This window comes from Stenotrophomonas sp. FR024 (genome assembly GCF_047500745.2).
GTDB classification, from domain to species: Bacteria; Pseudomonadota; Gammaproteobacteria; order Xanthomonadales; family Xanthomonadaceae; genus Stenotrophomonas; species Stenotrophomonas maltophilia_A.
The window spans coordinates 17372-29945 of record NZ_JAXAXM020000020.1 but is presented as its reverse complement, the minus strand read 5'-3'; the positions used below and the strand labels follow the sequence as shown (position 1 = coordinate 29945).

Annotated in this window: 11 protein-coding genes; 1 reads left to right on the top strand and 10 read right to left on the bottom strand. The window is 66.9% G+C overall.

Annotated elements, in window-relative coordinates; all coding sequences use genetic code 11:
* Nucleotides 1–34 precede the first annotated feature (34 nt).
* The 5 genes from ACMZ91_RS18330 to ACMZ91_RS18310 all read right to left on the bottom strand — a co-directional run bounded on the left by ACMZ91_RS18330 (nt 35) and on the right by ACMZ91_RS18310 (nt 4588).
* Nucleotides 35–163 carry a hypothetical protein gene (locus ACMZ91_RS18330; RefSeq protein WP_414578118.1) on the bottom strand — a complete coding sequence of 43 codons (129 nt, stop codon included), beginning with the start codon at nt 161–163 and terminating at the stop codon, nt 35–37.
* Nucleotides 164–203: 40 nt separating this feature from the next.
* Nucleotides 204–1715, bottom strand: a complete 1512-nt coding sequence (locus ACMZ91_RS18325) for a hybrid sensor histidine kinase/response regulator (RefSeq protein ID WP_100437669.1) — start codon at nt 1713–1715, stop codon at nt 204–206.
* Between the two features lie 4 nt (nt 1716–1719).
* Nucleotides 1720–2160, bottom strand: a complete 441-nt coding sequence (locus tag ACMZ91_RS18320) for a response regulator (RefSeq protein ID WP_005411057.1) — start codon at nt 2158–2160, stop codon at nt 1720–1722.
* Nucleotides 2157–3974: a sensor histidine kinase gene (locus ACMZ91_RS18315; protein ID WP_164081145.1), complete on the bottom strand. Its 1818-nt coding sequence runs from the start codon at nt 3972–3974 to the stop codon at nt 2157–2159. The genes ACMZ91_RS18320 and ACMZ91_RS18315 overlap by 4 nt, the downstream gene beginning before the upstream one ends.
* A gap of 230 nt (nt 3975–4204) precedes the next feature.
* Nucleotides 4205–4588 carry a BON domain-containing protein gene (locus ACMZ91_RS18310; RefSeq protein ID WP_006470382.1) on the bottom strand — a complete coding sequence of 128 codons (384 nt, stop codon included), beginning with the start codon at nt 4586–4588 and terminating at the stop codon, nt 4205–4207.
* A 171-nt stretch (nt 4589–4759) separates the two neighbouring features.
* On the opposite strand from ACMZ91_RS18310, the gene ACMZ91_RS18305 reads away from it, so the two are divergent.
* The gene (locus ACMZ91_RS18305; protein ID WP_134951137.1) at nt 4760–5803 is read left to right on the top strand and encodes an oxidoreductase; all 1044 of its coding nucleotides are present in this window, start codon (nt 4760–4762) and stop codon (nt 5801–5803) included.
* A gap of 227 nt (nt 5804–6030) precedes the next feature.
* On the opposite strand, the gene gnd is transcribed toward ACMZ91_RS18305, so the two are convergent.
* From gnd to lipA, 5 genes are all read right to left on the bottom strand, one after another.
* Nucleotides 6031–6936 (bottom strand): phosphogluconate dehydrogenase (NAD(+)-dependent, decarboxylating), encoded by a 906-nt coding sequence (gene gnd, locus ACMZ91_RS18300; protein ID WP_049463249.1) that lies wholly within the window; start codon nt 6934–6936, stop codon nt 6031–6033.
* A gap of 10 nt (nt 6937–6946) precedes the next feature.
* Complete coding sequence (locus tag ACMZ91_RS18295; RefSeq protein ID WP_414578130.1) at nt 6947–8185, bottom strand: hypothetical protein; 1239 nt, start codon at nt 8183–8185, stop codon at nt 6947–6949.
* Between the two features lie 17 nt (nt 8186–8202).
* Nucleotides 8203–8811, bottom strand: coding sequence for a DUF2242 domain-containing protein (locus tag ACMZ91_RS18290; protein WP_134951871.1), 609 nt, complete (start codon nt 8809–8811; stop codon nt 8203–8205).
* A gap of 242 nt (nt 8812–9053) precedes the next feature.
* Nucleotides 9054–11231 (bottom strand): carboxy terminal-processing peptidase, encoded by a 2178-nt coding sequence (locus tag ACMZ91_RS18285; protein ID WP_032130309.1) that lies wholly within the window; start codon nt 11229–11231, stop codon nt 9054–9056.
* Nucleotides 11232–11549: 318 nt separating this feature from the next.
* Nucleotides 11550–12560: a lipoyl synthase gene (gene lipA / locus ACMZ91_RS18280; protein WP_032130310.1), complete on the bottom strand. Its 1011-nt coding sequence runs from the start codon at nt 12558–12560 to the stop codon at nt 11550–11552.
* Nucleotides 12561–12574 lie beyond the last annotated feature (14 nt).

Below are 12574 nucleotides of genomic sequence, written 5' to 3'. Positions count from 1 at the left end.
GCGATGCCGGCCAGCGGCCGGCACTACCGGGGCATCAGCCCAGCGCTTCAGCCACCGCGCGGAACACCTGCTGCATCGGCAGCGGCCAATACCAGCCACGCATCTCCAGGGAAACCGGGGACTGGTAGTGCCAGCCGCTGGCCGGCAACCGCAGTGATCCCATCGCACGGCGATGCCGGCCAGCGGCCGGCACCACCGCGGCATCAGCCCAGCGCTTCAGCCACCGCGCGGAAGACCTGCTGCATCTGCAGCGGCTTGTGCAGCACATGCACCTCCACACCGGCCGGGAACGCGTCCGCCGCGACTGGCACCGCCGGGTCCTCCAGCACCAGCGCCGGACCGCGGTAGCCAAGCGTGGCCATCTCGCCCAGCAGCTGGCTGGCCGGCAGCAGCTTGGAACCGGCATCGGCGATCACCAGTGCCGGCAACGCCTCCTGCTGCATCCAGCGCAGCGCCGCCGGACCATCGGATGCCAGCTGCAGCTGATAGCCCTGGCTGGACAGCGCATTACCGAGCAGCGACAGGCGCGTGGCTTCGCCGTCAACCACCAGGATCGACTGGCCACTGCCCAGCGCCACCAGCTGCTCGATCGGCTCGCTGCCATCGATGGCCTCATGCATCGGCAGGCGCAGCTCGAAGCAGGTGCCCTGCCCCGGCTGGCTGTTGACGTGGATGCTGCCACCGGCGCCTTCAACGATGCGCTTGCAGGAAATCAGCCCCAGGCCGGTGCCATCGGCCTTGGTGGTGAAGAACGGATTGAACAGGTGCGACAGCGTGTCCGCATCCATGCCGATGCCTTCATCGGCCACGCAGATCTGCATCCAGTCCACGCCATCGCGCTCGCCGGCATGGCTGGCAGTCAGGCTCAGGCGCCCGCCGTTGGGCATCGCCTGGATCGCGTTGAGCGCCAGGTTCAGCATCACCTGCTGCAGTTCGGTGTAGTTGGCGTCGACCACCAGACCTTCGTCCTGCACCTGCAACTCCAGGCGCACCGCATCGGGCACGTTGCTGCGCAACAGCAGCGCCACCGCATCGAACAGGCCATCGATCTCGATGCGCTCGCTCGGCTTGCGCGAGCCGCGCACGAACGACAGCATCGACTCGGCCATCTCGTGGCCACGGCGGCCGCACTCGGCGATGACATCGGCCAGATGGTGCAGCTGCGGATCCTCGGTGCGCGCCTTCAGCAGGTCCGGCATGATCAGCAGCGGCTGCAGGATGTTGCGCAGGTCGTGGCTGAGGCCGGCGGCAAGCAGCGACAGGCTTTCCAGGCGCTGCGCGCGCATCAGTTCGGTTTCCACCCGCGCGCGCTCTATGGCGCTGCGTGCATCGCGGATCGCACGCGCCACCGCCGACGGCAGGCGCGCCGGCAGGTGCTTGATGATGTAATCGTTGGCGCCCTTCTGCAGCGCCGCCACCGCATTCTCCTCACCCATGGTGCCGGAGACGAAGATGAAGGGCACTTCCGGTGAGGTCTCGCGCACGATGCGCAGCGCGTCATCACCGGAGAACCCCGGCATGCTCAGGTCGGACAGCACGATGTCCGGCTGGAACGCGACCAGTGCCTGGCGCAGTTCGGCCTCGCTTTCGACACGCTCGAAACGGGCCTCCAGGCCCGCGTCGAGCATCTGTTCGGACATCAGCTCGGCATCTTCCGGTGAGTCTTCCACCAGCAGGATGCGCAGCGCCCCCAGGGCGGGACCGGTCAGGGGCATGGGCTCACTCGAGTTCCGGTGCCTGGTTGATCAACGCCCAGAACTTGCCCAGGGTCTGCACCGCGCCGAAGAACTGGTCCACGTCCACCGGCTTGACCACATAGGCGTTCACGCCCATGTCCCAGCTGCGGGCCAGGTCGCTTTCCTCGCGCGAGGACGACAGGATCACCACCGGCAGGCGCTTGAGCTCTTCGTGCTCGCGGATCTGCCGCAGCACCTCCAGGCCATCCATGCGCGGCATCTTGATGTCCAGCAGCAGCACCGCCGGCAGGCCTTCCTCGCGGTTGGCGAAGGCACCACGGCGCAACAGGTAGTCCATCACTTCCACGCCATCCTCAACGTGCACGATGGGGTTGGCCAGACGCGCCTCTTCCAGGGCGTCGATCGCCATTTCGGCATCAGCCGGGCTGTCTTCGGCGAGAAGAATGGTGCGCAGAGTGGTCATGCAGAAGGCCCTTGTTTGTCCGCATCGATCGCGGGAGGCAGGTAGAAGTGGAAGGTGGCGCCGACGTCCGGTTCAGCCTCGGCCCAGATACGGCCGCCATGACGGGTGAGCACGCGGCGCACGCTGGCCAGGCCGATGCCGGTACCCGGGTAGTCGCTGGCCTTGTGCAGGCGCTGGAAGACACCAAACAGCTTGCCGGCGTAGGCCATGTCAAAGCCTGCACCATTGTCGCTGACCGTGAACTGATGACCGCCGTCAGGCTGTGGCTGGTAGTCCACGCGGATCTTCGCTGGTTCGCGGTTGCCCGAGTACTTCACCGCGTTGCCGAGCAGGTTCAGCCAGACCTGGCGGATCATGTTCTCATCGCCCACCACGATCGGCAGCGGCGCGATGCTCCACTCCACGTGGTGCGCATGGCCGCTGTTCTCGGCCTCGGCCTGCAGGTTGGAATCGAGCATGGCGCGGGTATCGGCCACCAGCGACTGCATGTCCACCGCCTGCTGGCGCATTGCCGCGCGGCCCAGCCGCGAGTAGACCAGCAGGTCGTCGATCAGTGCCGCCATGCGCCGCGCCGAACTGGAGATCACCTCCAGGTAATGGCGGCTCTTGTCATCGGCGGCGTCGCCCAGATGGCGCGACAGCTTGTCGGAGAAACCGGCCACGTGGCGCAGTGGTGCACGCAGGTCGTGCGACACCGAGTAGCTGAAGGCTTCCAGTTCCCTGTTGACCTCGGACACCTGCGCAACCTTGCCTTCCAGCTGGCGGTTCAGTTCCTCCACCCGCAGCTGCACGGCACGCTGCACGGTGACGTCGCTGACCGTGAGCAACACCACTTCGTCGTCGGTGTCCGGCAGCGGCATGCGCCGCGCGTTGAGCAGCATGTAGCGCACCATGCCATCGGCGGCGCGCTGTTCATGCTCGAAGTCCCACAGTTCGCGGCCGCGCAACAGCACATCGGACAGTCGCTGGCGCATCACGGGGTCTTTCCATGCACCGTCGCCGACAGTGTCCAGCAACAGGCCATCGGCGCGTTCATCCTGCAGCCCGTACAGCTCGGCGAAGGCAGGGTTGTGCAGCTGCACACGCAGGTCGCGGTCGAGCAGCACGATCGGCTCACGCACGGTCTGCAGCACCGAGGCTGCACGCGCGGCCGAACGCAGCGACTGTCGTTCGGCATGCAGGCGGCGACCGATCTGCCGCTGCAGCAGCCACAGCACCAGGCCAAGCAGCGCCAGCTGGATCACCAGCGAACTCCACGACACCAGCTCGGTCTGCTTGCGCTGGCGTGCGGCCTGCTCGGCGCGCTGTGTCAGCAGCGTCTGCTCGCTCGCCTGCAGTTCCTCCACCAGGCCACGGATCGGATAGCGCGTGCTCAGGTCCTGCACCAGCTCGCGCTGATCACTGTTGGGTTCGGACTTCGCCAGTTCGCGGGCAAGCGCCATGCGCCCTTCCAGCATCGACTCGATACGGCCGATGCGGATCAGCTGCTCAGGATTGTCGCGGGTCATCCGGCCCAGTTCAGCCAGGCGGCCGGGAAGGTCATTGGCTTTGGCCATGCGCTCGCGCAGGCCAGGCGCATCCACACCCTTGGACAGGGTCAGCGCAGCCGATTCGACATCGCGTACATCGGCCTGCAGCTGCTGCAGGGCCACACCCACGGCCTGGGTATGATTGACCCAGGCCATCGCATCTTCGCTGTCCTGCTGCAGTTGGCGCAGGGTCAACCACGGCACCACGATGATCGCGGCAGCAGCCAGCGCCAAGGCCGGCAACCGCCAACGGTCCCAGATGTCATCACTGAAAACCAGCGCCATAGTTCCTCGTCAGCACAGCCGCGGAGCGTAGGCCGATACCGGCCCGGCTGCGGCGGAACGGGCAATATAGCGCAGGCGGTCACAACTCTGGAGTTTCCAGCCTGGTTGGCTGAACGGGTTGCGGAAACCCACGGTAGAGCCGAGACGTGCTCGGCTGCAACCCAAAGGGCAGTCGAGCAAGCTCGACTCTACCCAGGCAGTGGGGGCCCCCTACGGGGCGCCCTCCGGGGTCAGCGCTTGGCAGCAGCGCTGACCTTCAATGCAGCGGCATCGACGCGGGTCACGCCCTTGATGCCCTTGGCGGTGGTGACCGCCTTGTCCTTCTCGGCCTGGGTGGCCACGGCACCACTCAGGCTGACCACGCCGTTCACGGTTTCCACCTTGATTTCAGTGCCCGGAACGTTGCTGCTGGCCAGCAGATCGGCCTTCACCTTGGTGGTGATCCAGGTATCGGTCACCGGCTCGTTGGAGTCATGGCGATCAGCATGGGTTGCCGGATGGGTGCTGGTCGGCGGGCTCTTCGCGGCCGGGTCCTTGGCGAATGCAGCCGAGGAGGACAGCGCCAGGCCCAGGGTCAGGGCGGAAGCAATCAGCGTGCGGGTGGTATTGCTCATCGTGTCGTACTCCTTCGGGATGTGCTGCCAGTCTGGACAAGCCGCCGTAGAGCAGGCGTGGCGTTGCGGTCATGCCGCTGTGAATCGAGGCGATTCCAACGGCAACGGTTCAGTTTTGGCCTGTACGCAGGTGTCGTTTACCCTGCCCTTCCCCATTGCCGGAGCCGTCTCATGCGCCCCGACCTGCAACTGGCCCTGATCGGCTACGGCCTCGCCGGCCGCGTCTTCCATGCGCCGCTGATCCAGCACACGCCCGGGCTGGTGCTGCACAGCATCGTCAGTTCGCAGCGCGACACGTTGCTGCGCGCGTTCAGCGACGTGCACGTGCGCGCCACGCCGCAGGAGGTGTTCAACGACCCGGCGGTGGACGCGGTGGTGATCGCCACTCCGAACGCACAACACGCACCGCTGGCGATCGCGGCGTTGGCCGCGGGCAAGCATGTGCTGGTCGACAAGCCGTTCGCGCTGGATGTCGCTGAAGCCGAAGCGGTGCTGGCTGCGGCACGTGATGCCGGACGCATCGCGACCGTGTTCCAGAACCGGCGCTTCGATGCCGACTTCCTCACCCTGCAGGCGCTGCTGGCCGAAGGCGCGCTCGGTGACGTGGCCGAGTGCCATGCGCACTTCGACCGCTACCGGCCGCAGGTGCGCGACCGCTGGCGCGAGCAGGACGGACCGGGCAGCGGCCTGTGGTACGACCTCGGACCGCACCTGCTGGACCAGATGCTGGTGCTGTTCGGCTGGCCCGAGGCCATCGATGCCGATCTGGCCGTGCAACGCGAAGGTGGCAGCGGCATCGATTACTTCCACGCGGTACTGCACTACCCGAGGCATCGCGCGATCGTGCATGCCGGTTCGCTGGTGGCGGCCCCCACGCCGCACTTCAGTGTGCATGGCAGTCGTGGCAGCTGGATCAAGCATGGGCTGGACGTGCAGGAGGCACAGCTGCGGCGCGGTGTTGCGCCAGGAGCGCCAGGCTGGGGCATCGACCCACGGCACGGCGAGCTGGTGCGCTGCGATACTGAGGACAATGTGCAGCGCAGTACCGTGGACAACCTGCCGGGCGACTACCGGCGGCTGTATTCGCAGTTCGCGGCGGCGATGCACGGCGATGGCGAGCCGACGGTCAGCCCGGTGCAGGCACTGCAGCTGATGCGGTTGCTGCAGGCCGGCATGGACAGCGCGCGCGAAGGGCGGCGAATCGCGTTGGGGTGACCGGCAGGGCTGCGCCCTGCACCTGCCGAATCAACGGCAACGTCAACGTCAAAAGCGGGCATTCCGTGGATGGCGGGGTGGGGTCCGACGGTGGGTGTCGACCTTGGTCGACACATCGACGTGGAAACCATCGGAGACGGCTTTTGTAGGGTCGAGCCATGCTCGACTGGCTTCATGGGGTCGGACCCCTTCGGCAACGCCGAAGGGGTCCGACCCCACCGCGGTGCTTACGATTTCTTGATGGCGTGGCCGCCGAACTCGTTGCGCATCGCCGACAGCAGGCGGTCGGTGAACGAATTCGATTCGCGCGAGCGCAGGCGTTCCAGCAGCGACAGGGTGATCACCGGTGCCGGTACATCCAGTGCGATCGCTTCGGCAACCGTCCAGCGGCCTTCGCCGGAGTCTTCCACGTACGGTGCAATGCCATCCAACGATGGATTGCGCTTGAGGGCTTCGGTGCTCAGGTCCAGCAGCCACGAGCGCACCACGCTGCCGTGGCGCCACACCTCGGCCACCTGGGCCAGGTCCAGCTCCATTTCCTGCTTGCGCTCCATCAGTGCGAAGCCTTCGGCGTAGGCCTGCATCATTCCGTACTCGATGCCGTTGTGGACCATCTTGGTGAAGTGGCCAGCGCCGGACGGGCCGACACGACCCCAGCCACGATCTTCGGCCGGTGCCAGCGTGCGCAGCAGCGGTGCGATCTGCTCCACCACCGACGCTTCGCCACCGACCATCAGGCTGTAGCCCTCCTGCAGGCCCCACACGCCACCACTGGTGCCGCAGTCGACGTAGCCCAGATCGTCTTCGGCCAGTGCCTTGGCGCGACGGATCGAGTCCTGGTAGTTGGAGTTGCCGCCATCGATGACGATGTCACCCTCGGCCAGGTGCGGGGTCAACTGGCCCAGGGTCTGGTCGACGGTTTCGCCGGCCGGCACCATCAGCCACACCACGCGCGGTGCCGGCAGCGCGGCAACCGCGGCGGCCAGCGAATCAACCACTTCCAGGCCGGCCTCGGCAGCGCGCTGGCGGGCACCCTCGCCCGGGTCGTAGCCGACCACGCGGTGGCCGCCGCGATGCAGGCGCTGGGCCATGTTGGCGCCCATGCGGCCGAGGCCGATCATTGCAATATCCATTGTTTCACCTTCAGTTGGGGTCTAGGGTCAGGCTGCCTGGCCTGCCGGTAGCCGCGCAGTGGCGCAGCTGCGCCTCGCGCCAACGCCGGTAGAGCGTGGTATGCAGATTGTGCACCGCCAGGTCGATCGAAAACGGCGTTCGCGGGTTGCGATCGAGCAGGCGGGCGATGTGGTAGCCGATGGGACGTATACCGCGTGGATGCACATAGATCACGAACTGCTGGTAGAACGGATCGTCCAGCAGCTGGTCCATGCGTGCCAGCGTGTCGTGGTAGCGCGGTTCCAGCCGTGCACGAAGGTTCGGATCGCGCTCGAACAGCAGGCGCTCGAAGTAGCGCTGGCCGATGCGCGGGATGCCCTGCGCGAGTTTCCAGAGTTCGACATTGCGCTGGTCGTACCAGGCCAGGCCGCCATGCGCAGCCAGTGCCTGCGCGGCGCCCTCGCCCACCTCGACCACGACGAAGTTCTCGGCCTGGTTGCTCAGATCATCCAGCGTGCCTTTGCCGTACACGTGCTCGATGAAACCGGGCACGCCAACGAAGGCCTGCCGTCCCATCGCCGAGGTGCGCACCGCCTTGCCATCGGCGAAGAAATCGCCCGCGTGGGCACCGAGCAGGATGCTGTCGGTCTCGTGCAGGGCGAGGAAGGTGCCGATCGACAGTTCATCCGCTGCGAACTCCGTATCGAACGCGGCATCACCATATAGCTCTCGTTGCGTGGCCAGCTGCGCGACCTGGCGGCCGACCCCGCATTCGGCACGCACGGCACCGCTGTAGAACGCCTCCAGTGCATGACTGTTACCCGCGCTCGGCACGAAGCCACGACCGAAACTGCGTGTGCGCTGCCAGCCTTGCGCGCGTGGGCCCTGCAGGCCGAAGCCGATCCAGCCCAGCTGCGGGCCGGAGAAGCGGAAGGTGGGGTTGTCCTGCAGTGCAGAAGCCGCACGTTGCGTGGCCGCGCCCAGTTCGAAGGCATAGGCGCAGACCGTGGCTGGATCGTCCAGCAACTGTTGCAGCAACGCCTGGCGTGCTGCAGCGGACATTCCGGCCGGCCACCCCACGCGCAGATCGCCTGCCGCCTGTGCTTCAGCCAGCGAGGAACGTGTACACACCGGGCCGCCGTGCACCTGTGGTGCACCGGCCGTGACCTCGTCAAAGCGCCATCCCAGCCGCTGCAGCAGGCCCTGCGTGCAGTCCGGCGTTGCAGACGCAATGCCCAGCGCGGGCATCAGCAGGAGTGCCACGCCCATCAACGTGCCGCGCACGATCACCCTTGATCCGTGCTGCGGGCCGGTGCGGGCTCGGACGATGCAGGCTCGGGCGGCGCGAGCGCAGGCGGTGCGGGTTTGCCAGCATCCGCCGGCAGGTACTGTTGCAGGCGCTGGAAGAAGCGGCGATAGAACTCGGCATCGGTGACCGTGCTGCTGGCCACTTTCACCAGCGAGTCGTCATTGCTGCCGAACGGCAGCGACACCGAGCCCAATGCACCCACGCCCACGCTGGCCGACGTCGGGCTCTTCTTCAACGCATAGCGGTCCTGCACGGCGCTGACGAACACCAGCGTCTGGCTGCCACGCGGGGCACAGGAGATGCGCAGCACCAGCTGCTCGTGGTCGTCCTCGCGTGGCTGGAAGTTCTTGTTGCCTTCCACCTGCGCTTCGTCGGAGCGGGCGATGGCGTAGCCCTGGCTGAGCAGGGTGCGCCGCGCGGCCTCGCAGGCGTCACCGGGGCGGCCATCGACGGTACGCGAGAAGGTGTCGCCGGAATCAAAGGATTCGCGCAGCAACGTACTGTCGGCGGCGCGGCCACCACAGGCCGACAGGATCAGGGCGCTGGCGAGCGCCACGGCAGCACTGGAAAGACGGGAGGCCCGCATGGGTACTCCTGCGAGGACGGTACCGCCAAGGGTAGCCCTGCGGCCGTGTGCGGCAGGTTGAAACCGGCGTGACCGAGCCACCCCGTTGCTGCCGGTTCATGCACAGAAAAGGGGACGGAGGGGATTAAGTCGTTTGTGGCACTTCGCTCGCCGGGCATGGCCCGGCGCTACCGTGAACGAGGTCCCCAGACAGAAAGGGGCCGGCAATGCCGGCCCCTCGGGTATCACATGCCGTCGCCGGCTCAGTCCGCCCAGCGACCAGCGCCGGTCGACTGCGGCAGCACCTGCGCCGACAGCGGGCGATCATTGGCCAGCAGGTTCACCGCATCGGCCAGGATCGAGGCCGACTCGCGCAGCAGCGGGTCCGGACGCTTCTCGGCAGCCTTCTCGCGGGCGGCATCCTTGACGATGTCGCGCTCGTTGCCAGTCAGGCCGTCGTCGTTGCTGTCATCGGCCAGCGGGTCCAGGGCCAGGCCCAGCTCCTTGCGCATCGCCTGGCGCTCCTTGCGCTGGGTGTCCTGGCGCTCACGCTCGGCGCGGCGGGTGGCCTCGTTGAGCGAGATGTACTTCTTCGCGGCCTCGGTGCGGAACTGCTGCACGTCCTCGTTCCACCACTGGAATTCCTTGTCGGCGGCGATGCGCGCGTCATGGCGGGTTTCCAGCTTCGGCAGCAGCGGCGCGAAGTTGCCGTACTGGGTGTGCGGCACGGCAGCGATGCGGGTCCACGGCAGCGCGTTGTCGTAGGTGCTCTCGCCGAACTCGGTGGCATCGACGCTGGCCGGGAAGGCCAGGTCCGGCACCACACCCTTGTGCTGGGTGCTGCTGCCGCTGATGCGGAAGAACTGGGCGATGGTCAGCTTCACCTGGCCGAAGCGCTGGGTCTCGCCACTCGGCCAACGGTCCAGGTCGACGATGTTCTGCACGGTGCCCTTGCCGAAGCTGGTCTCACCGATCACCAGGCCACGGCCGTAATCCTGGATGGCACCGGCAAAGATTTCCGAAGCCGAGGCCGAACCGCGGTTGATCAGCACTGCCAGCGGGCCATCCCATGCCACGCCCTGGTTGCGGTCGCTGTTGACGGTGACGCGGCCACCGGACTCGCGCACCTGCACCACCGGGCCCTGCTCGATGAACAGACCGGTCAGTTCAATGGCTTCATCCAGCGAACCACCACCATTGTTGCGCAGGTCCAGCACCACGCCGTCCAGCTTGTCGTTCTTGAAGCCGGCCAGCAGCTTGGCCACGTCGCGGGTGGCCGAGGCGTAGTCGGCCGCGTTGCGGCGACGGCCTTCGAAGTCCTGGTAGAAGGTCGGCAGCTTGATCACGCCGACCTTGCGCGCCGGCTCGCCATTGGCGGCCGGAATGGTCATGGTCTCGCCCTTGGCGGCCTGTTCGGCCAGGCGCACCTTCTGGCGGGTCAGCACCAGAGTGTGGTGCTTGCCGTCGGCGCCCTCAGCAGCCGGGATGAACTCCAGCTTGACCTGGGTATCCTTGGCGCCGCGGATCTTGGCCACGACGTCGTCGATGCGCCAGCCGATCACGTCCTCGACCAGGCCGGACTTGCCCTGGCCGACGCCGACGATACGGTCACCCGGCTTCAGCGTGCCATCCACTGCGGCCGGGCCACCGGCGATGATCTCGCGGATCACCACCACGTCGTCCTGGCGCTGCAGCTGCGCACCAATGCCTTCCAGCGACAGCGACATCGCCTGGTTGAAGTTCTCGGCGGTGCGCGGGGTGAAGTAATCCGTGTGCGGGTCAACGGCACTGGTGTACGAGTTCATGAAGAACTGGAAGACGTCTTCGCCCTTCAGTTCATTGACCGACTTCTCCAGCGTCGCGTAGCGCTTGTCCAGCGTCTTGCGGATGTCGTCCGGCTTCTTGCCGGCCAGCTTCAGGCGCAGCCAGTCGTTCTTGACCGACTTGCGCCACAGCTCATCCAGCTCTGCACTGCTGGCCGCCCACGGCACCTTCTTGCGGTCGTATTCGAAGCGCTCGTCGGTGGTGAAGTCCGGCTCCTGCTTGAGCAGCTTGCGCGCGTAGGCCACACGTTCGCCGACGCGCTGCTTGTAGACCGCGAACACCTGGAACGCCGGCTCCAGCTCGCCGCCACGGATGGCCGAGGAAATGTTGGCTTCGAACGGCGCGAAGCGCGCCACGTCGGCCTGGGTGAAGTACTGCTTGCCGCCGTCCAGCGTCTCCAGGTAGCGCTTGAACACGTCCTTGGAGGTGGCCTCGTCCAGCGCACGCGGGCGGTACGCGTAGCGGCTGTCGGACAGCAGGCCGTACACCAGCTTGGAGGTGGTCACCTGATCGGCGGTTGCCGCAGCGGGCAATGCCGGCGAATCGGCCTTGGCCGCCAGCGCCAGCGGCGCGACCAGCGCCAGGGCCATCAGGAATGCGGGGGCTTTGAATTTCATTGACGTGCTCGAAGGCGCCTTGCCAAGGGGGAGACTGCGGGGTGTTAAGACACCACGACAGTGCCGAAAGTTGCCGGGTTTGTCACCCGGCCGCGCTCGGTGGAAAACCAGCCTAGCCGGGCCGGTGTAGCAAATTGTGAATGGCTGAAGAGCGGCGCACCCAGCGGCGCCGTCTGTCCGGTTGCAGAGGGCATGGGGTTGCAAGCCCCCTGAGTCAGGGGGCAGCCGCGAAGCGGCGGGGGTGTGGGTGGTGGTAAGCCGGGGCCCACGGTGTGCGCAGCGCAGCGTGGGAAGCGGTAGCGCGCATCGCGCAACCGCTTACCGGACGCCGGCGCCCTTGGCCTGCACGTCGGCGTGGTACGACGAGCGCACCATCGGGCCGGAGGCCACGTGGCTGAAGCCCAGCTCGTAGCCGTAGTCTTCCAGCGCCTTGTAGTCCTCGGGGGTCCAGTACTTCAGCACCGGGTGGTGATGCGCGGTCGGCTGCAGGTACTGGCCGATGGTGATCATGTCCACGTCGTGCGCGCGCAGGTCACGCATGGTGGCCTTGATCTGCTCGAACTCTTCGCCCAGGCCCAGCATGATGCCGCTCTTGGTCGGCACGTCCGGATGCTGCGCCTTGAAGTTCTTCAGCAGGTTCAGCGACCACTGGTAGTCCGCACCCGGGCGCACGTTGCGGTACAGGTCCGGCACGGTTTCGATGTTGTGGTTGAACACGTCCGGCGGGTTCTGCGCCAGGATCTCCAGCGCGCGCTCCATGCGGCCCTTGCCGCGGAAGTCCGGGGTCAGCACTTCGATGCGGGTGCCCGGCGACTTCGCGCGGATGGCACTGATGCAGTCGACGAAGTGCTGGGCACCGCCGTCGCGCAGGTCATCGCGGTCGACGCTGGTCACCACCACGTACTTCAGCCCCATGTCGGCCACGGTCTGGCCGAGGCTGGCCGGTTCGTTGGCATCCGGCGGCTTCGGGCGGCCGTGGGCGACGTCGCAGAACGAGCAGCGGCGGGTGCAGACCTCGCCGAGGATCATGAACGTTGCCGTGCCGTGGCCGAAGCACTCGTGGATGTTCGGGCAGCTGGCTTCCTCGCACACCGTCACCAGGCGGTTCTCGCGCAGCTTGGCCTTCAGGTTCTGCACGGCATTGCCCGAAGGAATGCGCACGCGGATCCAGGACGGCTTGCGCAGCACCGGCGCGTCGGCGAACTGCACCGGCGAGCGGTTGATCTTGTCACCGCCCAGCTGCTTGACCCCGGCCTGCAACGGCGCGGCGGACGGAGAGTCGCCCTGCACGATCTGCAGGGGAATGGAACGGGCGGTGGTTTCAGTCATGGCAGTTCCGGGGG